We start from the raw sequence: 20,511 nt of genomic DNA on the forward strand, positions 1-20,511 counted from the left end.
AAACTGGCACGCAAGCCCTGATTCCACATGAAGGTCCTCGATTTACAGTGTCCGCATGGCCATCGGTTCGAAGGCTGGTTTGCTTCGGCTGATGACTTCGAATCGCAGCAGTCCCGCAAGCTCGTCGAATGTCCGATCTGCGGTGCGAACGAAGTGAGCCGTTTGCCGTCGGCGCCCCGGCTGAATTTATCGGGCGCGACTGACACGAAAGTCCCAGCGGCGGGCGCAGGGGAAATGCAGGCGCGTGTCATGCGCGCACTGCGCGAGGTACTGGAAAAGACCGAGAACGTGGGCGACCGCTTCGCCGAGGAAGCACGGCGCATTCACTACAACGAAGCGCCAGCACGCAATATTCGCGGTGTTACGACACCGGAAGACGCGAGAGCCTTGGTCGAAGAAGGCATCGAAGTGATGCCGCTGCCAGTCCCGGCTGCACTGAAGGAACCGCTGCAATAGCGCGGTGGTTCGCTGGCAGCGGGCGGTTGCGGCCAGGAGACACTACGCATGAATCTGGATTATTCCCCCGCTGACGACGCGTTCCGCGCCGACATCCGCGCCTGGCTCGAAGCGAATCTGCCTCGCGAGCTGAGCGACAAAGTACTCAACCACAAACGTCTGAATCGCGACGACTTCGCAAGCTGGCACACACTGCTCGGCGCGCGCGGCTGGTCGGTGGTCGGCTGGCCGAAAGAATACGGCGGCCCGGGCTGGGACGCGACGCAACGGCACATCTGGGACGAAGAGTGCGCACGTATCGGCGCGCCGTCCGTGTTGCCGTTCGGCGTTTCGATGGTGGCGCCCGTGCTGATGAAGTACGGCAACGAAGCGCAGAAGCACCGCTATTTGCCACGCATTCTCGATGGTACGGACTGGTGGTGCCAAGGCTATTCGGAGCCGGGTTCCGGTTCCGATCTGGCGTCGCTGCGCACGCGCGCCGAGCGCGTCGGCGATCACTACGTCGTCAACGGCCAGAAAACCTGGACCACGCTCGGCCAGTACGCCGACATGATGTTCTGCCTCGTGCGCACTGATAGCGGCGCGAAGAAGCAGGAGGGCATCTCGTTCCTGCTGATCGACATGAAAACGCCGGGCATCACCGTGCGCCCGATCATCACGCTCGACGAAGATCACGAAGTCAACGAAGTCTTTTTCGAAGACGTGAAGGTGCCGGTCGAAAATCTGGTGGGTGAAGAGAACCGCGGCTGGACCTACGCGAAGTATCTGCTCGGGCACGAGCGCACCGGCATTGCCCGCGTCGGCCAGTCCAAGCGCGAGCTCGTATTCCTGAAGCGCCTCGCGCTCGATCAGAAGAAGAACGGCAAGCCGCTTCTGCATGACCCCGTGTTCGCTGCGAAAGTCGCGAGTCTGGAGATCGAGCTGATGGCGCTCGAAGTCACCGTGCAACGCGTCGTCGCCAATGAAACGGGCGGACGCGGGCCGGGACCGGAGGCATCGATGCTCAAGATCAAGGGCACGGAAGTGCAGCAAGGTCTGACCGAATTGATGTTCGAGGCGATCGGGCCGCTCGCCGCACCGTTCGATGTGCCGTTCCTCGAAGGCGAACGCGAACACAGCGTAGCAGGTGACGATGACGCCGCGCCGCTGGCCGCGTATTACTTCAACTTCCGCAAGACGTCGATATACGGCGGTTCGAACGAAATTCAAAAGAACATCATCGCGCAGATGATTCTCGGACTTTGAGGAGCGGCGCATGGACTTCACTTTCAACGACGAACAGCAGCAATTCGCGGACGCACTGCGCCGCTATCTGAACAAGAGCTACGGGTTCGAAGCGCGCCAGGCGATCGTGCAATCGGAATCCGGCGTGTCGGATGCACATTGGTCAGCCTTCACGGAACTCGGCCTGACTGCGTTGCCGGTGCCGGAAGCGCATGGCGGCTTCAATGGCAGCTCGATCGACATGCTGGTGGTCATGCAGGAGTTGGGGCGCGCGTTGGTGGTCGAGCCGTATTGGGCGAGCGCCGTGGGTATTGAAGCATTGCGGCTGGCTGGCACGGCGCAGGGCGAGGATGCATCGCTGCTCGAGCGCGCGGCGCAGGGCGAGATCAAGCTGGCGGTGGCATTTCACGAACCGCGCGCCCGTTACGATCTGTTCGAGGTTCAGACCACCGCGAGCGGGCAAGGCGAGCAGCAGACGTTGAGCGGCACGAAGTCGGTTGTGCTGCATGGCGCGCAAGCTGACTACTGGATCGTGCCGGCCCGGCTGAACGGCGAGATCGCGCTCTTCGTCGTTGCGCGCGATGCGGCCGGCGTCAAAGTAACCGACTATCGCACGATCGACGGTCAACGTACCGCCACCCTCGAGTTCCAGGGTACACCGGCACGCCGGCTCGCCGGCAAACACGCCGGCGCAGCGACGCTTGAGCACATCGCCGATTACGGCACGGTACTGCTGTGCGCAGAGGCGGTTGGCGCGCTCGACGCACTGAACCACGCCACGGTCGAATACACCAGGACGCGCCAGCAGTTCGGCCAGCCGATTGCGCGGTTTCAGGCGTTGCAGCATCGCATGGTCGAGATGCTGATTCACGCTGAGCAGGCTCGTTCGGTGACTTATCTGGCAGCCGTGCGCTACAGCAGCAAAGACGCGGACGAGCGCCGTCGCGCTGTGTCCGCTGCGAAGGTGCGGGTCGGCCAGGCCGCGCGTTTCGTCGGCCAGCAGGCGGTGCAGTTGCACGGCGGAATGGGCGTCACGAACGAAGTGGCCGCGGCGCATCTGTTCAAACGCCTTGCTATCATCGAGACAACCTTGGGCGATGTCGATCACCATCTCGCGCGTTTCGCTGCGTTGCCGGGGTTTGCCGCCGCCGAAGCCTGAATGGCCAGTTGGGTCGAACAAATAAGAGGTGCGACGATGGGTTTGAGTTTTGAGGACATGGTGGTCGGTACGACTACCGAAATCGGCAAGCATACGTTCACGCGTGAAGAAATCGTTGCGTTTGCGGAGCAGTTCGATCCCCAGCCGTTTCACGTCGACGATGCGGCAGCCGCCGAGTCGCCGTTCCGCGGGCTGATCGCAAGCGGCTGGCACACCTGTTCGGTCATGATGGGCATGCTGGTGCGCAACACGATCGCCGGCTCCACGTCGATGGGTTCGCCCGGGATCGACGAGATTCGCTGGTTGAAACCGGTACGCGTCGGCGACACGATCACGATGACGAACGCCGTGCTCGACAAGCGAGTCTCGGCGAGCAAGCCGGATCGCGGCATCGTGTCGACGCAGTGGGAAGGCATCAATCAGCATGGCGAAACGGTGATTATCGTGCGCTCGAAGGGGCTGTTCGGGTTGCGTCTTCCGGGAGCCGAGTCATGACGGGCAGCGCGGCGCCTGCCGCTACGTTCGACGATGCACAGGCGTTGCGTGCGCTGGTAGGCGCGCAACCGCTCGTGAGCGGGTGGCTGACGGTCGATCAGCCAAGCGTCGATCGTTTCGCCGAGGCTACCGGCGATCACCAATGGATTCACGTCGACCCAGAGCGGGCGCGGCGTGAGTCGCCCTTCGGCGGCACGGTCGCGCATGGCTTCATGACGTTGTCGCTAATTCCGGCGCTGCTGGGAAAGACGGTGGCGCTCAAGCAGCGCATGGGCGTCAATTACGGATTGAACCGCGTGCGGTTCACGTCGCCGGTGCTGGTGGGCTCGCAACTGCGTGCCAGGTTCGCGGTGGAGTCCGTCGAAGATGTCGGCAATGCAGGCGTTCAGGTCGCGTGGAATGTGACGCTCGAGCGGCGGGGCAGTGAGCGGCCGGTGTGTGTCGCGGAGTTCATCACGCGGCACTACTTCTAGCGATTCAGCGCGTGCGAGCTGGACAATAAAGCGCGAGCGGCATGAATGCCGGCTCGCGCTTCTTTTTGCCGCTGCTACCGCAATCGCATCAATGCTTCGCGTATTGCGTCGCGCCGAACAGCATCTCTTTGGCCTTGTCGTCCATGAGCGGCTTGCGGGCCGACGCCAGCACGTCGACGCCACGCACCACCGCAGGACGTGCGGCGATTTCCTCATGCCAGCGCTTCACGTTCGGAAACGTATCCAGTTCGACGCCCTGGTTCTGCCACGAGCGTGTCCAGGGAAATGCAGCGATATCGGCGATCGTGTAGTCGTTGCCGGCGAGATATCGCGTCTTGCCGAGTTGTGTGTCCATTACGCCGTACAGGCGCCGCGTCTCGTTCGTGTAGCGATTGATCGCGTATTCGATCGGCTCCGGCGCGTAGATGCGGAAATGATGCGTTTGCCCGAGCATCGGGCCCAGGCCGCCCATCTGGAACATCAGCCATTGCAGTGTTGCATAGCGCGCAGCCGGGTCGGAGGGCAGGAACTTGCCGGTTTTTTCGGCCAGGTAGATCAGAATCGCACCCGATTCGAACAGCGCGAACGGCTTGCCGTCGGCGCTCTTCGGGCCGTCGGAATCGACGATCGCCGGAATCTTGTTGTTCGGGCTAATGGCGAGGAATTCGGGTTCGAACTGGTCGCCGGCGCCAATGTTCACGCCGTGCACGGCGTACGCGAGGCCCGTTTCCTCGAGCATGATGTGAACCTTGTGGCCGTTCGGGGTTGCCCAGCTGTAGACGTCGATCATCGCGGCTCCTTTGTTTCGCGAAAGCGGCGCCGCAAAGGACGCCGCAACTGGCGAAAATTAGAGCACAGATCGAACGATGCTGCTGGCGACGGCGCCGCGCGCAAACTCGAGCACGCGGCGCCGGAATCAGCCTCGAATCCAACCTCGAATCCAACCTCGAATCCAACTTCAAACCCGCGTAATCGGCGTCTCCACGCGAGCCGCTGCGCCCGCATCCATATAGCGCGCGAGTTCAAGCTTCGCGATGGCGTTGCGGTGCACTTCGTCGGGACCATCGGCGAAGCGCAGCGTCCGAGCGGACGCATAGGCATAGGCTAGCGGGAAATCATCGCTGACCCCGCCGCCGCCGTGCGCCTGGATCGCCCAGTCGATCACCTGACACGCCATGTTCGGCGCGACCACCTTGATCATCGCGATCTCGCCGCGCGCGCCCTTGTTGCCGACCGTGTCCATCATGTACGCGGTCTTCAGTGTCAGAAGGCGCGCCTGCTCGATCATGCAGCGCGCTTCGGCGATGCGCTCCTGCGTGACGCCTTGCGCTGCGACCGGCTTGCCGAACGCGACGCGCTGCAGTGAGCGTTTCGCCATCAGTTCGAGCGCGCGCTCGGCGAGCCCGATCAAGCGCATGCAGTGGTGAATCCGCCCCGGTCCGAGGCGGCCTTGCGCGATCTCAAAGCCGCGTCCTTCGCCGAGCAGCATGTTGGTCGCCGGCACGCGCACGTTCTGAAGCGTGATTTCCATGTGGCCGTGCGGCGCGTCGTCGTAGCCGAACACGTTGAGAGGGCGGTGCACGGTGATGCCGGTGGCGTCGGCCGGCACCAGAATCATCGACTGCTGTTGATGGCGCGGTGCTTCGGGATCGGTCTTGCCCATCACGATATAGATCTTGCAGCGCGGATCGCCCGCGCCGGACGACCACCACTTGTGGCCGTTGATCACATAGGAGTCGCCGTCGCGCACGATGCTCGTCTGGATATTGGTGGCATCCGACGACGCCACTTCCGGCTCGGTCATCAGAAACGCCGAACGGATCTGGCCTTGCAGCAGCGGTTCGAGCCACTCGCGCTTGTTGTCTTCGCTGCCGTAGCGCTCGATCGTTTCCATGTTGCCGGTGTCGGGCGCATTGCAGTTGAACACTTCCGGCGCCCAGGGCACGCGGCCCATGATCTCGCACAGCGGCGCATATTCGAGATTCGTCAGACCGGCGCCGCGCACGGATTCAGGCAGAAACAGATTCCACAAGCCGGCGTCGCGCGCCTTCAGTTTCAGTTGCTCGATGAGCTCGGTCGGCACCCATGCGTTGCCGTTCTGGCGATTGCGTGCGATCTCGGCGTAGAACGCCTGCTCGTTCGGATAAATGTGCTCGTCGAAGAAGGCGAGCAGTTTCTCGCGCAGCGCCTGAACCTTCGGGGTGTAGTCGAAATTCATGTATGACCTCGCGGATGACGAATGACGTTTGATCGTTAGCGCAACTCGGTGCGCCGGGTCGGCTAGCTCACCTTCTGTGCGTAGCGCCAGGCGAGTTCCGCCATCGGCTTGGCGCGGCGGCCGGCGTCGAGTGCTTGCGCACTGGCCGCGGTGCCGTCGACGACGCGTTTCATGATCCCTTGCAGGATCGCGGCGATGCGGAACATGTTGTACGCCAGGTAGAAATTCCAGTCGCCGTGAATCTCGAAGCCGGTGCGTTTGCAATAGCGCTCGACATACTGCGCTTCGTCGGGAATGCCGAGCGCTGCCCAGTCGAGACCCGCAATGCCGCGAAATTGCGCCGGATCGACATGCCACGCCATGCAGTGATAGGCGAAGTCGGCGAGCGGATCGCCGAGCGTCGACAGTTCCCAGTCGAGCACGGCGAGCACGCGCGGTTCGTGCGGATGAAAGATCAGATTGTCGAGCCGGTAATCGCCATGCACGACCGAGGCGCGCTCGCTCGTTTCGGCCGGCATATGCTGCGGCAGCCATTCGATCAGGCGCTGCATCGCGTCGATCGGTTCGGTTTCGGACGCGATGTACTGTTTGCTCCAGCGGCCGATCTGGCGCGCGAAGTAGTTGCCCGGCTTGCCGTAGTCCGCAAGGCCGGCTGCCGCGACATCGACGCTATGCAGCGCGGCGATCACGCGATTCATTTCGTCGTAGATGGCCGCGCGCTCAAGCGGCGTCATGCCGGGCAAAGATTGATCCCACAACACGCGGCCTTCGACGAACTCCATGACATAAAACGCGCGGCCGATTACGCTTTCGTCCTCGCACAGGGCGAGCATCTTCGCGACCGGCACGTCGGTGCCGGCTAGCGCATGCATCACGCGGTATTCGCGCTCGATGGCGTGTGCAGACGGCAGCAGCTTTGCAGCTGGCCCGGGCTTGGCGCGCATGACATACGAACGCGACGGCGTGACCAGTTTGAATGTGGGATTCGACTGACCACCGGCGAATTGCTCGAGCGTGAGCGGCCCGGAAAATCCGTCGACATGCTGGGCCAGCCACGCGGCGAGCGCATCGCTGTCGAAGCGTTGCCGCTCGTTGACCGGACGCGTGCCCTCGAAGGCCGAATAATCCGGTTTGTGTTCTGGTTCGCCAGTCTGTGTGGCTTGCACCATGTGTCTCCTCCAGTTCGGTTTCAGCTACGCTTGTATTGAATGAATTGTGCGTAGAGCATTTCCATCGTCGTATTGCGAACGTCGCGATGCAGCGGCGACGGCGGTGAATAGTTGATCGTGCGCAGCACCCAGTCGCGCGGCGCGGCGCCGATGTCGAGAGCGTTGATACAGCCGGTGGCCTGCGCCAGATGGCCGAAGAAAGTGCGGCCGCCGGCGGTGAGCGCATGCGACAGAATCGCGCGATTCACGCCGCCGTGCAGCACGAGCAGCACGGTGTCCCACGACATGTCCTCGCGCAACGCCGCCACTGCGGGCAGCACGCGATCGAACAGCGCGCCGATAGTTTCGCCGTCGAGAAAGCGTGTGCTTTCCGGCACGATGCCGTCGAACACACCCAGAAATGCCGCCTCGATATCTTGCAGCGGAATCTTGCTCAGCTTGCCGCCGCGAATTTCCTGCCACGCAGGCTCGATCTCGAGTTCGAGCCGTTGGCCCGTTTCGGCCAGGACGCGCTGCGCGGTTTCGACCGTGCGCGGCAAACCGCTGACGATCACGCGATCGAAACGCACGTTCTGCGCGGCAAACACGCGGCCCGCCGCGCTTGCCTGCTCGCGGCCGCTGGCGTTCAACGGCACGGTCTCCGGATCGATCGCGCGGCCGGAGTCGTCGAAGTAGGTGACGTCGCCGTGGCGCATCAGAAAGATGCGGCGGCGCTTGGGGAGTTGATATTCAGACATGGTCCCTTTATTCACTCTCTTGTCACTAGTAGACCGGAGCACGTTTTTCGAGGAACGCGGAAATCCCTTCGAGCCCGTCGCGATGATGCAGCGACGCGACGAAGCTGTCGCGCTCCGCAACCAGATGGTCGGCGAGCGGCTGTGCGCCGGCTGCACCGATCAAGCCCTTGATGCGCGCCACCGAATTCGGCGAAATCTTGCCGAGCTCGTCGGCCCAGGTGACAGCGGTGTCGCGCACGGCGCCGGCCTTCGCCAGTTTGTTGACGACGCCGAGATCATGCAAACGCGCGGCGCCGATCGGCTTGCCTTCGATCAGCACTTCGGTCGCCAGTTGACGCGGCAAAGCTTGCGCGAGAAACCACGAACCGCCGCCATCCGGCGTCAGGCCGACGCGTGCGTACGACATCACGAATTTGGCGTCCTCAGCGGCGACGATCAGGTCGCACGCGAGCGCCAGCGAGAAGCCCGCGCCGGCCGCGGCGCCTTCGACCGCCGCGATCACCGGCTTCGACGACAGCCGCAGCGCGGAAATCCATTCGCCGAGCAGGTCGATGCTTTCCGCCTGCACCGACGGATCTTTCGCACGGTTTTCCAGCAGGCGGTTCAGATTGCCGCCGGCGCAGAAGAAGTTGTCCGCGCCGGTGATCACCACTGCGCGGATCGACGGATCGCGCTCTACTGAATCGAGCGCTTCGATGCCCGCGGCATACATGTCCGGATGCAGCGCGTTGCGCGCGCCGGGATTCGAGAGCGTAAGGACCAGCGTCGATTCGCTTTCGGTCGGGCGCGAGGTCAGCAGTTCGGCGCTCATTGTTGTGTCTCCGTTTGAGTATCTGCAGCGTCGCGTTGGGTCAGCGACAGACCGAGTTGCGCCCGCCGCGCGAGCCATGGCGAGGGCCGGTAGCGCGGATCGCCAAGCACGCTGAAGATATTGCGCAAAATCGTCAGGATCGTATTCGCGCCGAGCGCGTCGCCGAGTGCGAGCGGACCGCGTGGATAGCCGAGCCCGAGCGTCACGGCGAGATCGATGTCTTCGGGCGTGGCGATCTGCTTTTGCGCGATATCGCAGCCGATGTTGACGATCGTTGCCACCACGCGTTGCGCGACGAATCCAGTCGAGTCACGGATCACCGTGACGGGAGTGCCGTCGGCGGCAAACAGCGCATGCGCGGTGTCGCGTGCGGTGCGGGTCGTGGCGGGCGTTGTCATCAGCGTGCAGCGTTGCGCGCCGGCCAGCGGGAATAGTGTGTCGACCGCGATCACGCGGCTCGCATCGAGTGCTTCGTCGACGGCGGCGGTGGTCGCGTCATGACCGAACGGCGTGACGACGATCAGCGAATTGGCAGCGGGCGTGGCGCCTTCGTCGAGCGTCACGCCAGCGTTGGCGACCAGTTGCACGACAGCTTCATGCGCTTGCGGATAACGCTTGCTGACCCACACGCTTTCAGGCAGTTCGGTCGGCGCGGGCCCTTCGGCCGGCACTTGCTGCTTGCCGTCTTCGTAGCGGTAAAAACCTTCGCCCGTCTTGCGGCCGATCAGGCCGCCCGCGAGCCGCGTGCCGGTGATCGGCGAAGGCGTGAAACGTGGTTCTTCATAGAACTGGTGATAGATCGATTCCATCACCGGATGCGACACGTCGAGTGCGGTCAGATCGAGCAGTTCGAACGGCCCGAGCCGGAAGCCGGCCTGCTCGCGCATGATGCGGTCGATATCGGCAAAGCTCGCGACGCCTTCGCCCGCCACGCGCAGGCCTTCGGTATTCATTCCGCGGCCGGCGTGATTGACGATGAAGCCGGGCATGTCTTTCGCACGCACCGGCGTGTGGCCCATGCGGCGCGCGAGGTCCATCAGCATGTCGCCGGCCGCCGGATCGCTGCGTAGACCGTCGATCACTTCGACCACCTTCATCAATGGCACGGGATTGAAGAAGTGGTAACCTGCCACGCGCGACGGATTGGTGCAACCCGCGGCGATCGCGGTGATCGACAGCGACGATGTGTTCGACGCCAGCACGCAGCGGCCGCTCACCACCGTTTCGAGTTCGCGGAAGAGGGCCTGCTTCACGTCGAGCTTTTCGACGATCGCCTCGACGACCAGATCGCAATCGGCCAGATCGCCAATGGCCTGCGCGCCGCTCACGTTGGCGAGCGCGGCAAGCGAGCGGGCCTGGTCGAGCTTGCCTTTGGCGGTCAGCCTGGCGAGCGTATCGGCGAGGTAGTCGCGCGCGGCGCCGATCGCGGCGGGGTTTGTGTCATAGAGACGCACGGTGAGACCCGCCAGCGCGGCGATCTGGGCAATACCACGGCCCATTGCGCCGGTTCCGACAATGCCGATAGTCTCGATGCTGTAATTGCGAAAGGTCATTGTGATGCTCGACTCCATGGTTATTTTAGAATAGCACGATCGTGCAATTTACTGGATGATTGATCGAAGGCCGCCGCATTGAGTCTGACGAGCGGTTTCAACAACCCGAAGGAAGGAGACACCCGATGATCAAGCTGTGCGGTTTCGCGCTGTCCAACTACTACAACAAGGTGAAGTTCGTGCTGCTCGAACACGGCATTCCGTTCGAGGAAGTGTTCGTGCTGCCGAGCCAGGAGGAGACGGTGCTCGAGCATTCGCCGCTCGGCAAGGTGCCTTATATCCGGACCGAGCACGGCGATCTGTGCGAGTCGCAATGCATCGTCGACTATCTGGCCGCGCGTTTTCCCGATAAGGCAATTTTCTCGGCCGACCCATGGGAAGCGGCCAAGGAGCGTGAGTTGATCATGTTCGTCGACGTGCATCTCGAACTGACCGCGCGCAATTTGTACAAGGAAGCGTTCTTCGGCGGCACGGTGACCGAGGCGACCAAGGGGCGCGTCGAGAAGCTGCTCGCGCATCACATCGCCGGCTTCAAAAGAATCGCGGAGTTCGGCCCTTATTTGCGCGGCGAGCGCTTCAGTGTCGCCGATACGGCGGGTTATGTGAGCCTGCCGCTGGTGGGCATGGCGACGCAGACGATCTACGGCCGCGATTTTCTGCTCGACGCCGGCATCGACTGGAAAAGCTACGTGAAGGCGATCAACGACCGGCCGGCCGCGCGGCGCGTGACCGAAGACCGCAAGGCGTATATCGCGGCGTCGCGTCCGGCTTGACGGGCGATACGGCAGATGAGATGAGCTAAGGCATGCCGCACACGCCTTAGCCGCTACGCGCGATGGCGGGGAACGTGGGTTCGTTCGCGGCATCGCGCGAGGCGTCCTAGAGCCGCGCCAGCCGTTCGAGCGCGGTGGCCAGCGTGCTTTCCTGCTTGGCAAAGCAGAAGCGCACCACGCCCGATTCATGCGCCTCGTGATAGAACGCCGACACCGGAATCGCTGCGACGCCGATCTCGCCGGTCAGCCATTGCGCGAATTCGGCTTCGGGCAAATCGCTGATCGCAGAATAATCGACACACTGAAAGTACGTGCCCGTGCAAGGTAGGAGCTTGAAGCGGGAATTCGCGAGACCGGCGCGGAAAAAGTCGCGCTTCTTCTGATAAAACGCGGGCAGATCCAGATACGGTGCCGGATCCTGCATGTATTGCGCAAGACCGATCTGCATCGGCGTGTTGACCGTGAACACGTTGAACTGGTGCACCTTGCGGAATTCGGCGGTCAGCGCGGCGGGCGCGGCCACATAGCCCACCTTCCAGCCCGTCACGTGATAGGTCTTGCCGAAGCTCGACACCACGAAACTGCGCTGCGCCAGTTCTGGATACCGCGCGACGCTTTCGTGCGGTGCGCCGTCGTACACCATGTGCTCATACACTTCGTCAGACAGAATCAGCACGTTGGTGCCGCGCACGATGTCTTCGAGCTTGCGCATGTCCTCGGCGCGCCAGACCGTGCCGGTCGGATTGTGCGGCGTGTTGATCAGCAGTAGCCGCGTTTTCGGCGTAATCGCGGCAGCGAGCTTGTCGAACGGAATCGCGTAATCCGGTGCGTCGAGCGTGACGAATACCGGCTTGCCGCCCGCCAGTTCGATCGACGGCAGGTAGCTGTCGTAAGTTGGCTCGACCACGATCACTTCGTCGCCTGGATGCACGGTGCAGAGAATCGCGGTCAGCAGCGCTTGTGTGGCGCCCGCTGTCACGGTGATTTCGTGCGTGGCGTCGTAGCGGCGGCCGTACAGGTTCGCGATTTTGTCCGAGATAGCCTGACGCAGCGGCGCCGCGCCGGCCATCGGCGGATATTGATTGTGACCGTCGCGCATGGCGTTCGCGACCGCATCCACAATTCGGGGATCGCAGCCGAAGTCGGGAAAGCCCTGGCCGAGGTTCACCGCGCCTTTTTCAGCGGCGAGCGCGCTCATCACGGTGAAAATCGTCGTGCCGACATCCGGCAGGCGAGACGGAAACGGGGGACTCATGGGCGTGTCGTGCGGTGCATTCATGGCGCTTTTCGGAGCGTGAGCGAGTGAGTTGGCGAAAGACGTCGTTTGAAAAGGACGAAGCTTGATTGTAGGGAATCGCGGCGCTGCGTGCGCGCAGTCGGCCCCACGTTGGCCGTTCGGCCAGGGGTCATGCGGGCGCGGGCTCGCCGGCTGCCGTCAAGGAGGCGCTGACGAACGTGACGAAGGGCGCCGGCTGCGCAATCTGAAAGCCGAAATCGCGCGCGATCCGCTTGGCTAACTTCAATACCGCGCGATCTTTCGATACCAGCCAGTCGGCCTGCGCGGCGTGCGCGAGTTCGAGAAACTTCTGATCGTCGCGGTCTTTGCATTTGGGCAACGGCATGGCATCTTCCGCCGGCGCCGCCGGTTCGACCCGCTGTGCGAGACGCGCGACGACGGCCAGCGCGGCCGCCTTGTCGACATTGCGATGCACGAATTGCGGATAGTCGAGCACGTAGGTCAGTTCGGCGAGACAGCGCGCGTCGATCAGCGCGGCCAGCACGCCGCTTTCGAGCGCGGCGCGGATCGGCCGCGTGTGCGGGTCGTCGAACACGAGAATATCGATCCACACGTTGGAATCGAGGACGACGCGCAAAGCGCCGCGTGAGGCATGGGAACCGGGCATTCGTTACAATCTGGCTTTCGTCTTTGACCGCCAGGCACGGCGTGCCTGCAAGCCTCTATGATAATCGTTCTGTCGCCGGCGAAATCGCTCGACTACGAAACCCCGCCGCACGTCAAAAAGCACACGATCCCCGATTTCGTCGATGACGCGGCCGAGTTGATCGGCGGATTGCGCCGTTTGTCGCCGCAGCAGATCGCCACGCTGATGAGCATTTCAGATCCGCTCGCACAACTCAATTTCCAACGCTATGCCGAATGGTCGCCGACCTTCGGCACACACAATGCCAAGCAGGCGGTGCTCGCGTTCAACGGCGACGTGTACGAGGGCTTCAATGCGAAGACGCTGTCGTCGGCCGATCTGGATTACGCGCAAAACCATGTGCGGGTGTTATCCGGCTTGTACGGATTGTTGCGGCCGCTCGATCTGCTGCAACCGTACCGGCTCGAAATGGGCACGCGCTTTGCCAATACGCGCGGCAAGGATCTGTACGCGTTCTGGGGCGAGCGGATCACCCAGGCGTTGAACGCGCAGTTGAAGAAGAACGCCGCGGCGTCGCGCGTGCTGGTGAATTGCGCGTCGGGCGAGTACTTCAAATCGGTCAAGCCGAAGCTGCTCGAGGCGCCCGTCGTCACGCCCGTGTTCGAAGACTGGAAGGGCGGCCGTTACAAGATCATCAGCTTCCACGCGAAACGCGCGCGCGGCTTGATGGCGCGCTACGCGGTCGAGAACCGCCTGAACGCGCCCGAGCAACTGAAGGACTTCGACGCTGAAGGCTACGCGTTCGACGTCGAAGCCTCGAACGATTCCACCTACGTATTCCGCCGCCGCGTCGCTGACTAAAGCGAGTGCCGCGCACACAAGCAGGGAAAAATATTATGACGTTATCGATTACGAGCAACTTCGACGCAGGCGCGATCGAAGTGCTGTCCTGCGAAGAGGCCAGCAATATCCGTCTGCGCGTGCGGCCCGATAGTCACGCCGAGTTCGCGCAGTGGTTCTACTTCCGGGTGTCCGGCGCTGCCGGCGAGCGCTGCGTGATGACCTTCGAAAACGCCGCTGCATGCGCGTTCGCCGAAGGCTGGCGCGACTATCAGGCGGTGGCGAGTTATGACCGGGTGAACTGGTTCCGCGTGCCGAGCTCGTACGACGGCCGCGTGCTCACGATCGATCACACGCCGGATTTCGACCGCATTTATTACGCGTATTTCGAGCCGTATAGCGAAGAGCGGCACTCGGAGTTTCTCGGCGCAGTGCAGCAGATGCCGCAGGCAACGCTCACGGAGTTGGGCAAGACCGTGGAAGGCCGGCCGATATCGCTATTGACGCTCGGCACGCCCCAAACCGGCGACACGCCCAAGAAGAAGATCTGGCTGATCGCCCGTCAGCATCCCGGCGAGACCATGGCCGAATGGTTTATCGAGGGCCTGGTGAAACGTCTGGCCGGCTGGGGAGATTGGGCAGGCGACCCGGTGGCGCGCAAGCTTTACGATCACGCGGTGTTCTACATCGTGCCGAACATGAATCCGGACGGCAGCGTGCATGGCAATCTGCGCACCAACGCGGCCGGCGCGAACCTGAATCGCGAATGGATGGAGCCGGATGCCGCGCGCAGTCCGGAAGTGCTGGTGGTGCGCGATGCGATCCACGCGACCGGTTGCGACCTGTTCTTCGATATTCACGGCGACGAGGCGCTGCCGTATGTGTTCGTGGCCGGCTCAGAAATGCTGCCGGGTTTCACCGAGCGGCAAGGGCTGGAGCAAAAGGCGTTCATCGAAGCATTCAAGCATGCGAGCCCGGATTTTCAGGACAAGTTTGGCTATGCCGCGAGCAAGTATCGCGAGGACGCGTTGAAGCTGGCTTCGAAGTACATCGGCAACGAATTCGGCTGCCTGTCGTTGACGCTCGAAATGCCGTTCAAGGACAACGCCAATCTGCCCGACGAGCGGGTAGGCTGGAACGGCGAGCGCAGCGCGTCGCTTGGCGCCGCGATGCTGCAGGCGATTTTGCGGCATGTGGAGACGTTTGCCTGATTTTGTCCAGTGTTCGTTTTTTGAGCGGACGCAGCACGGAAAAAGAGGCGCCCACTTGAGCAGTGGGCGCCTCTTTTTTTGCCTGCGAAACCTGCAGCGCGGGCATCGCTGCCGCGCCGCAGGTTTCGAATGTTAGTGAGTTTTTTTTGCGGAGGATCTCTTCGTACTCGATTTGCTGGAAGTGGCTTTGCCAGACGATTTGCCCGAGACCGCTTTCGAAGACTTGCCGCTTGCCGCGTGCTTGCCCTTCACGCTCTTATGCTTGCCTGACGACACGCGCGAGCCCGTAGAGCCGGAGCTATGCGCACGGTTCGGCGGCACCGGATCGTTCCAGCTGAAGGCCAGCATCTGGTTGCCGACGTAGCCGCAGCGGAACTTGAGGTCGGCCGGATCGCCGTCGCCGCTTTGCCGGATGCCCAGTCCTTCGACAGTGACGATGTTATCCACCTTGACGCGTTGCTTACCCTCGTCGAACGAGTCGTTCCATGGTGTCACCGACGCATGCGCGCTGTCGAAGGAACTCGGTGGAAATTCGACGTGATCGAAGGCAGTCGAGGTGCTGGCGACAAAGTTGCCATGCGCTGCGCAGTCCGCGACTAACGGGTCTGCGTGCATGTCATTGACAAATCTGTTGACGAGGTCGTTGTGCTGTTCGAGTTGATCGGCGAATGCGGGAGCAGTGCACATGAGCGAAAGCGTCGCTGCACATGCCGCCAACCGGCCGACCAACCGCAGCAATCGGCGCGGTGCGTTGGTGCGATCCATCTAGTTCGTTAGACGCTAATGAAACATCAGGCACGTAAGATGCCCAACGCGAGGAAGGAGTTCAATCCTGACACAAATATTTTGTCCCGTCGTGGTGCACAGGCTCAGACGCGTCGCGTGCCGAGGCGGCCGATTGCCGGGGGGCGCCGCGGATGTCTGCTTGATACAGCACCGGATGTCAGGTGCGTGGTCCGCCCAATCGATATCGGCGCACGTCGTAGGTGGTGACCCATGCGGGCCGGTAGACCGCGATCAAAGCCGTCGACATGCCGGTGAACCAAGCCTCGCCGGTGGCTAGTAGAAGCACGCTGAATGCATAGCCGGCCGGCACCACCGTCATCGAACCGTCGGCAAGCCCGACGTGAATGCCAAGCGCCGCAGCTGCAGTGAGCGACACGGCAATAGCCGGCGAAACAAAACCCTGGCCGAAGATAAACATGAACATGTTGCGCGGCAGCCAGGCGATGCTGGCGCGCTGAACCAGCGTCGAGATGCCGACAGGCAGCGCGCCGAATATCAGGAAAGTCAGCGCGATGCCCTGCCAGGGGGCGTCGAAAACGACGGCGGCCAGACCGGTGACCACCGCCATCGCAATCAGCGCCAGCGCCCAGTCGAATAGCGTGACGACCAGAGTGGCGCCGAGCAGATGCATGACGGTGCCGTCGTCGAGCCATGCGTTGCTGGCCCACAGCACCGAAATCGCGACAATGATCGCGAGCCAGACGTGCTGCAGCGTGCCGTCCTGAAGTCGTTTGAAAGGGTTTTTCCAGAGCGCGAGCGCGACCACTATCGCAGTGGCGATCCAGCCACTGACAGCGACCCAGAACGGAAGCGGTGTGTAGAGGAAACCCATGTATCTCATATTACTCGTTGGACGACGAAAGGTGTGAGCGGATTCCGTGCCAGCCGGCGCAAACGCCGCCGGAAAGGTGCGCACCCTGACGTCGGCGTGAGCACCGGCTGATGTCATGCCGAGCCTTCCGTAGCAGGTTCCGACGCTGAGCCGGCGGCCGGCGGATCGCCAAAGGGCGTGCTCGGTTCGGCGGCCATCGGCAGCGTGTCTGCCGTGTCGTTAGTAGGCAACGGATACTGGAAACGCCGCCGCGTGTGGCGCCGCAACGGCACCACGCCGGTTTGCCCCATCACCGGCCGAGCCGGACTTTCGCTGTCGTTGCGCAGTACTTGCAAATGAGCCGACAGCCAGCCGTTGTAAAGCGCGACCGCGGCTGCGCGATTGGGCGCCCCGAGTTGCTGGAATATGCTGGTTAGGTGGATCTTGACGGTTCCTTCGCTGATGCCGAGCGTGCGCGCAATCATCTTGTTCGTGCTGCCCATGTGGACGCAACGCATGATCTGTTCCTGGCGCGGCGACAGGCCGCTGGAAAGCCGGGCGCGGCGCGGTGGCGGGCTCTTCTCGTCGAACGGACGGATGACGGCATCCGGAGGCAGCGGGGGATTGAGCGCCAATGCGCCCGCCGGCACATAGTGACCGCCCAGCAGCACCATCTCGAAGGCCCGTACGATCAGGCACGGGTCGGTTTCGCGCGGCACCACGCCGAGCACGCCTTCGTCCATCAGATCTCGCACGCAGGCGGGTGAAACCTGGTCGGTTAGTACGGCAATGCGCAGGCCCGGGTAGTGGCTGAGCAGGCGTCGGGTATCCGCGACCGACATCCAGCCCTGCCAGTCGATCACCAGCAAGTCGGGCCATTGGCGCTTGAGCGTGCGTTCAACCTGACGCCAATCTTGTGCTTCATTAAAACGCGCTAGCCGGTCGATTTGCCGCAGTAGCGCTTTGAGCCCATCGCGTCGTTCCGCGTCTGAGTTGAGTATCGAGAATCGCATGCCATGTCTCCAGATGAATCGGACGAAGTAGTGCGATGCATACGAACCGGCGAAGGAGCCGGGCGTGTTGCGATGCGTCACCGGGCCTATGATGACAAATTCCTTTCGATTTGACGGCCTGTCCAAAAGGCATAAGAAGAGAGCCATAAAAAAAGCCCCGCGCGCGGCGGGGCTTCTTCATTTCGACGCCAGGACGTTGGCGCCGATGCATCAATGGAAATGCGGCTGCGCGGGCTCCGCGTCCTCCGGCATTTCGGCGTGGACGATCTCGCCGAGCGGGTCCGCGTAGAGCGGGACGCCGCAGTCGTCGCAATATTCCGGCTCGAAGCGGCCAGCGTGGCGGCGGATATCGGTCACGCCGGTCTCTTTAAGCAACGCAACGATTTCTTCGAGCGGGCCGTCGTTCTCCGCGGCCTGTTCCGGTTCTTCGTCGATGCCGGGTTCGCCGTTCTCGCGGCCGTACAGTGGCCACACGACGCCATAGATCACGTCATTGCTGCCGCGGCGCGTGAAGCCGACACGGTACTCGTCGATGCGGCGCTCGCCGAAGCCCGCGACAACCGCGCGCAACTCCTGCGGCGCTGCGCCGATTGTGTCGAACAGGTAGCGCACGGCAGTACGGACTGTGTGAGGGCGCACACGTTCGTCGGCGTCGCGGCAGGCCGAGTAGTACGCATCGGGCAACAGGCACTCGAACTCGCAGCCGGGCAGCACCAGCGACAAATTGGCACCTCCTTGTGTTGCCCATTGTTCGAGGCATTGCCCACGTTCGATCCGGCTGCCGTGTTCTTCTTCCTGCCAGCGGAACGTCGGCTCGCCGACGGGCGCTGCGACCACGGCCAGCAGGAAACGCGGGTCGGCCAGGATCGGCGAAGTTTCCGGCAATTCGCCGAAATTGAGCTTGATGTTGCCGCCGCTCATTGCTGCTTGAGCAAGCTGCTGGGCAAGGCGCCACGTTTCGACGTGGTGACGCGGCAGTTGATCGATGCTGTACAGGAACGGCGCCATCGCAACACGCGTATTGGCCGCGAGGACGTGTGCCTGTAGATGCGCGCGCAATGCGTCGGCTGCGTCGCCTTTGAGCGGGCCGGAAGGAATCATGTAGCGAGTCCAGGCCAGCACGGGCGCGGCGATCAGCAGCGCTTCATGCGGAACACCTTCGTGGTCGATGATGAACGATTCGCTGTGCGTTTCCGCCATATCGGCGAGCGCGCCGTAAGCATCTGGGTGGTTTTGCTGCAGATGGTCGAGCGCGGCGTCCAGCGTAGTCTGGTTGGCGTTTCGGACGATCTTGGCCAGCAGCGCATCGAGCTTCGCTTCCCAGAAGCGGTCTTCGGTGCGGCTGCCCGACGCGAATAGCGCGAGCGAGAGACCGACAAGCTTGTCGGCATCGGGGGGGAGACGTTTGGCGATTCGCGAGCGCATAAATCCGGAAATTGGGGTGCACAGAACCCTATATTCTAGTCTTTTCTCCGCCGCCATATTATTTGGCCGGCAATGCTGGATGGATTAGGACGTTCCGGAATGAAAAAACTGCCTGCCGCGAGGGCCGTGGGGCGCGTTGCATGCCCGCTTGGCCAGATGATATAAGACGTCTCCGGCGCGGCGGCTCGCTTTTATACTGACAGCTTTCAGTACGCGCCCGGCAAGCGTGTCTACTCGTCGCCGTGGTCTGGCACAACAGGGAGAATCATTGTGAAATCGGACCAACTGATCGAACGTCTCGCCGCTGTATTCGCTTTGATTATATTGGTGGGCGGTTCGCTACTGGTGCTGGCGCCATTTACGACGGCGCTGCTGTGGGGCGCGATTCTGAGCTACAGCTCGTGGGGCCTGTACCGCCGACTGACAGCAGCAGTCGGCGGGCGGCGCAAGTGGGCTGCGACGCTGATCGTGATCATTATTCTTGTCGTGGTGCTTGGGCCGTTTGTCTATGCGGGTTTTGCGTTCGGCGCGCACGTTCACGACATTGTCGCGCTGGTGGAAAGGCTTTTTGACGCAGGCTTGCCGGATTTGCCGTCGTGGGTCGGGCGGATTCCGCTGGTCGGTTCGAACATCGAGGCGTTCTGGGAGCATCTGACAAGCAGCAACTCTGAACTGATTGCGCAATTGCGTACGCTGGCGGCGCCGGCCGGCAAGTGGATTCTGGCGGCTGCGATTGCTGTTACGCACGGTTTGGGATTGTTGGCGCTGAGTATTGTGCTGGCGTTCTTCTTTTATACCGGTGGAGAGGGCGCGGCTGCCTGGTTGAATGCGGGCATGCGGCGGATTGCCGGCGAACGCGCAGACTATCTGCTGGCGCTGGCGGGCAGTACGGTGAAGGGCGTGGTCTACGGAATTCTTGGCACGGCGCTCGTGCAGGGCATCCTTGCCGGCTTCGGTTGCTGGATCGCCGGTGTGCCGGCGCCAGCGCTGCTCGGGTTGGCGACTTTCTTCCTGTCGGTAATACCAGGCGGCCCGGTGGTCGTATGGTTGCCCGCGGCAATCTGGCTGTATCACGGCGGCGCGACCGGTTGGGCAATCTTCCTGATCGTGTGGGGCGTGCTGGTTGTCGGCATGGCCGACAACGTCATCAAGCCGATCCTGATCGGCAAGAATAGCGACATGCCGCTGATTCTGGTGATGCTGGGTATCTTAGGTGGGGCGTTCGCTTTCGGCTTCCTCGGCGTTTTCATCGGCCCGACTTTGCTGGCGGTTGCCTATACCGTGTTGCACGATTGGACGATCGGAGCCCCAGCTATCCGTGCCCTGGAGCCGGGCGTAAAAATGCCAGTCGCCGATGAATCGGGACGCGTAGAAAAGGCGCCTTGAATAAATTCCAGATAACGCTTGCAAGCCTTCGCCCGGCTCGCTAGAATCTCGCTCTTTCGTGCTTCGGACAACGGGGCGCGGGAGGCGG

General features: G+C 62.6%; 21 protein-coding genes. 9 read left to right on the plus strand and 12 right to left on the minus strand.

Features of this window, described 5'->3' with window-relative positions; all coding sequences use genetic code 11:
• Window positions 1-27: 27 nt before the first annotated feature.
• The 5 genes from AC3WLT_RS29000 to AC3WLT_RS29020 are packed head-to-tail and all read left to right on the plus strand — an operon-like array spanning window position 28 to window position 3,807.
• Window positions 28-456: a DUF1178 family protein gene (locus AC3WLT_RS29000; RefSeq protein WP_492595088.1), complete on the plus strand. Its 429-nt coding sequence runs from the start codon at window positions 28-30 to the stop codon at window positions 454-456.
• 48 nt (window positions 457-504) lie between these two features.
• Entirely contained in the window at window positions 505-1,701 is a 1,197-nt protein-coding gene (locus tag AC3WLT_RS29005) for an acyl-CoA dehydrogenase family protein (protein ID WP_492595089.1), read from the plus strand.
• Between the two features lie 10 nt (window positions 1,702-1,711).
• On the plus strand, window positions 1,712-2,839 hold the full coding sequence (locus AC3WLT_RS29010; RefSeq protein WP_492595090.1) for an acyl-CoA dehydrogenase family protein: 1,128 nt from the start codon (window positions 1,712-1,714) through the stop codon (window positions 2,837-2,839).
• A gap of 36 nt (window positions 2,840-2,875) precedes the next feature.
• Window positions 2,876-3,334, plus strand: coding sequence for a MaoC family dehydratase (locus AC3WLT_RS29015; RefSeq protein WP_492595091.1), 459 nt, complete (start codon window positions 2,876-2,878; stop codon window positions 3,332-3,334).
• Window positions 3,331-3,807, plus strand: coding sequence for a MaoC family dehydratase (locus AC3WLT_RS29020; protein ID WP_492595092.1), 477 nt, complete (start codon window positions 3,331-3,333; stop codon window positions 3,805-3,807). The genes AC3WLT_RS29015 and AC3WLT_RS29020 overlap by 4 nt, the downstream gene beginning before the upstream one ends.
• 88 nt (window positions 3,808-3,895) lie before the next feature.
• Here the strand turns inward: AC3WLT_RS29020 and AC3WLT_RS29025 are convergent, their stop codons facing one another.
• The 6 genes from AC3WLT_RS29025 to AC3WLT_RS29050 form a co-directional block, all read right to left on the minus strand.
• Entirely contained in the window at window positions 3,896-4,597 is a 702-nt protein-coding gene (locus AC3WLT_RS29025) for a glutathione binding-like protein (protein ID WP_492595093.1), read from the minus strand.
• Window positions 4,598-4,765: 168 nt separating this feature from the next.
• Window positions 4,766-6,025, minus strand: a complete 1,260-nt coding sequence (locus AC3WLT_RS29030; RefSeq protein WP_492595094.1) for an acyl-CoA dehydrogenase family protein — start codon at window positions 6,023-6,025, stop codon at window positions 4,766-4,768.
• 62 nt (window positions 6,026-6,087) lie between these two features.
• Window positions 6,088-7,194: a phosphotransferase gene (locus tag AC3WLT_RS29035; RefSeq protein ID WP_492595095.1), complete on the minus strand. Its 1,107-nt coding sequence runs from the start codon at window positions 7,192-7,194 to the stop codon at window positions 6,088-6,090.
• Window positions 7,195-7,214: 20 nt separating this feature from the next.
• Window positions 7,215-7,931, minus strand: a complete 717-nt coding sequence (locus AC3WLT_RS29040; protein ID WP_492595096.1) for a histidine phosphatase family protein — start codon at window positions 7,929-7,931, stop codon at window positions 7,215-7,217.
• Window positions 7,932-7,956: 25 nt separating this feature from the next.
• On the minus strand, window positions 7,957-8,742 hold the full coding sequence (locus AC3WLT_RS29045; protein ID WP_492595097.1) for an oxepin-CoA hydrolase, alternative type: 786 nt from the start codon (window positions 8,740-8,742) through the stop codon (window positions 7,957-7,959).
• Window positions 8,739-10,295 (minus strand): 3-hydroxyacyl-CoA dehydrogenase, encoded by a 1,557-nt coding sequence (locus tag AC3WLT_RS29050; RefSeq protein ID WP_492595098.1) that lies wholly within the window; start codon window positions 10,293-10,295, stop codon window positions 8,739-8,741. The genes AC3WLT_RS29045 and AC3WLT_RS29050 overlap by 4 nt, the downstream gene beginning before the upstream one ends.
• Before the next feature lie 125 nt (window positions 10,296-10,420).
• Between AC3WLT_RS29050 and AC3WLT_RS29055 the strand changes: the two genes are divergently transcribed.
• A complete protein-coding gene (locus AC3WLT_RS29055) occupies window positions 10,421-11,068 on the plus strand; it encodes a glutathione S-transferase family protein (RefSeq protein ID WP_492595099.1) in 648 nt (215 codons plus the stop codon).
• 106 nt (window positions 11,069-11,174) lie between these two features.
• On the opposite strand, the gene AC3WLT_RS29060 is transcribed toward AC3WLT_RS29055, so the two are convergent.
• Together AC3WLT_RS29060 and AC3WLT_RS29065 are read right to left on the minus strand one after the other, a co-directional pair.
• Window positions 11,175-12,347 (minus strand): pyridoxal phosphate-dependent aminotransferase, encoded by a 1,173-nt coding sequence (locus AC3WLT_RS29060; protein WP_492595100.1) that lies wholly within the window; start codon window positions 12,345-12,347, stop codon window positions 11,175-11,177.
• A 127-nt stretch (window positions 12,348-12,474) separates the two neighbouring features.
• A complete protein-coding gene (locus AC3WLT_RS29065; protein WP_492595101.1) occupies window positions 12,475-12,972 on the minus strand; it encodes a putative toxin-antitoxin system toxin component, PIN family in 498 nt (165 codons plus the stop codon).
• Window positions 12,973-13,029: 57 nt separating this feature from the next.
• Between AC3WLT_RS29065 and yaaA the strand changes: the two genes are divergently transcribed.
• Window positions 13,030-13,812 carry a peroxide stress protein YaaA gene (gene yaaA, locus AC3WLT_RS29070; RefSeq protein ID WP_492595102.1) on the plus strand — a complete coding sequence of 261 codons (783 nt, stop codon included), beginning with the start codon at window positions 13,030-13,032 and terminating at the stop codon, window positions 13,810-13,812.
• Window positions 13,813-13,847: 35 nt separating this feature from the next.
• Window positions 13,848-15,002, plus strand: coding sequence for a M14 family metallopeptidase (locus tag AC3WLT_RS29075; protein ID WP_492595103.1), 1,155 nt, complete (start codon window positions 13,848-13,850; stop codon window positions 15,000-15,002).
• Between the two features lie 132 nt (window positions 15,003-15,134).
• Here AC3WLT_RS29075 and AC3WLT_RS29080 read toward each other — a convergent pair whose 3' ends face one another.
• The 4 genes from AC3WLT_RS29080 to AC3WLT_RS29095 all read right to left on the minus strand — a co-directional run bounded on the left by AC3WLT_RS29080 (window position 15,135) and on the right by AC3WLT_RS29095 (window position 19,037).
• Window positions 15,135-15,767, minus strand: a complete 633-nt coding sequence (locus tag AC3WLT_RS29080) for a BspC domain-containing protein (RefSeq protein ID WP_492595104.1) — start codon at window positions 15,765-15,767, stop codon at window positions 15,135-15,137.
• A gap of 178 nt (window positions 15,768-15,945) precedes the next feature.
• Entirely contained in the window at window positions 15,946-16,620 is a 675-nt protein-coding gene (locus tag AC3WLT_RS29085; RefSeq protein ID WP_492595105.1) for an energy-coupling factor ABC transporter permease, read from the minus strand.
• A 113-nt stretch (window positions 16,621-16,733) separates the two neighbouring features.
• Window positions 16,734-17,612: a response regulator transcription factor gene (locus AC3WLT_RS29090; protein ID WP_492595106.1), complete on the minus strand. Its 879-nt coding sequence runs from the start codon at window positions 17,610-17,612 to the stop codon at window positions 16,734-16,736.
• Between the two features lie 210 nt (window positions 17,613-17,822).
• Window positions 17,823-19,037 (minus strand): DUF2863 family protein, encoded by a 1,215-nt coding sequence (locus AC3WLT_RS29095; protein WP_492595107.1) that lies wholly within the window; start codon window positions 19,035-19,037, stop codon window positions 17,823-17,825.
• A 270-nt stretch (window positions 19,038-19,307) separates the two neighbouring features.
• On the opposite strand from AC3WLT_RS29095, the gene AC3WLT_RS29100 reads away from it, so the two are divergent.
• Complete coding sequence (locus AC3WLT_RS29100; RefSeq protein ID WP_492595108.1) at window positions 19,308-20,423, plus strand: AI-2E family transporter; 1,116 nt, start codon at window positions 19,308-19,310, stop codon at window positions 20,421-20,423.
• The last annotated feature ends 88 nt before the right edge of the window (window positions 20,424-20,511 follow it).

It is taken from the genome of Paraburkholderia sp. FW306-2-2C-D06C (assembly GCF_058781505.1).

Excerpts from the sequence above, each read along its gene's own strand:
- AC3WLT_RS29060 (WP_492595100.1), bottom strand. The coding sequence starts at position 12,347 with ATGAATGCACCGCACGACACGCCCATGAGTCCCCCGTTTCCGTCTCGC.
- AC3WLT_RS29095 (WP_492595107.1), bottom strand. The coding sequence starts at position 19,037 with ATGCGCTCGCGAATCGCCAAACGTCTCCCCCCCGATGCCGACAAGCTT.
- AC3WLT_RS29075 (WP_492595103.1), top strand. The coding sequence starts at position 13,848 with ATGACGTTATCGATTACGAGCAACTTCGACGCAGGCGCGATCGAAGTG.
- AC3WLT_RS29090 (WP_492595106.1), bottom strand. The coding sequence starts at position 17,612 with ATGCGATTCTCGATACTCAACTCAGACGCGGAACGACGCGATGGGCTC.
- AC3WLT_RS29050 (WP_492595098.1), bottom strand. The coding sequence starts at position 10,295 with ATGACCTTTCGCAATTACAGCATCGAGACTATCGGCATTGTCGGAACC.
- AC3WLT_RS29045 (WP_492595097.1), bottom strand. The coding sequence starts at position 8,742 with ATGAGCGCCGAACTGCTGACCTCGCGCCCGACCGAAAGCGAATCGACG.
- AC3WLT_RS29020 (WP_492595092.1), top strand. The coding sequence starts at position 3,331 with ATGACGGGCAGCGCGGCGCCTGCCGCTACGTTCGACGATGCACAGGCG.
- AC3WLT_RS29005 (WP_492595089.1), top strand. The coding sequence starts at position 505 with ATGAATCTGGATTATTCCCCCGCTGACGACGCGTTCCGCGCCGACATC.
- AC3WLT_RS29055 (WP_492595099.1), top strand. The coding sequence starts at position 10,421 with ATGATCAAGCTGTGCGGTTTCGCGCTGTCCAACTACTACAACAAGGTG.
- AC3WLT_RS29030 (WP_492595094.1), bottom strand. The coding sequence starts at position 6,025 with ATGAATTTCGACTACACCCCGAAGGTTCAGGCGCTGCGCGAGAAACTG.
- AC3WLT_RS29085 (WP_492595105.1), bottom strand. The coding sequence starts at position 16,620 with ATGGGTTTCCTCTACACACCGCTTCCGTTCTGGGTCGCTGTCAGTGGC.
- AC3WLT_RS29035 (WP_492595095.1), bottom strand. The coding sequence starts at position 7,194 with ATGGTGCAAGCCACACAGACTGGCGAACCAGAACACAAACCGGATTAT.
- AC3WLT_RS29000 (WP_492595088.1), top strand. The coding sequence starts at position 28 with ATGAAGGTCCTCGATTTACAGTGTCCGCATGGCCATCGGTTCGAAGGC.
- AC3WLT_RS29010 (WP_492595090.1), top strand. The coding sequence starts at position 1,712 with ATGGACTTCACTTTCAACGACGAACAGCAGCAATTCGCGGACGCACTG.
- AC3WLT_RS29025 (WP_492595093.1), bottom strand. The coding sequence starts at position 4,597 with ATGATCGACGTCTACAGCTGGGCAACCCCGAACGGCCACAAGGTTCAC.
- AC3WLT_RS29080 (WP_492595104.1), bottom strand. The coding sequence starts at position 15,767 with ATGGATCGCACCAACGCACCGCGCCGATTGCTGCGGTTGGTCGGCCGG.
- AC3WLT_RS29015 (WP_492595091.1), top strand. The coding sequence starts at position 2,876 with ATGGGTTTGAGTTTTGAGGACATGGTGGTCGGTACGACTACCGAAATC.
- AC3WLT_RS29040 (WP_492595096.1), bottom strand. The coding sequence starts at position 7,931 with ATGTCTGAATATCAACTCCCCAAGCGCCGCCGCATCTTTCTGATGCGC.
- AC3WLT_RS29065 (WP_492595101.1), bottom strand. The coding sequence starts at position 12,972 with ATGCCCGGTTCCCATGCCTCACGCGGCGCTTTGCGCGTCGTCCTCGAT.
- yaaA (WP_492595102.1), top strand. The coding sequence starts at position 13,030 with ATGATAATCGTTCTGTCGCCGGCGAAATCGCTCGACTACGAAACCCCG.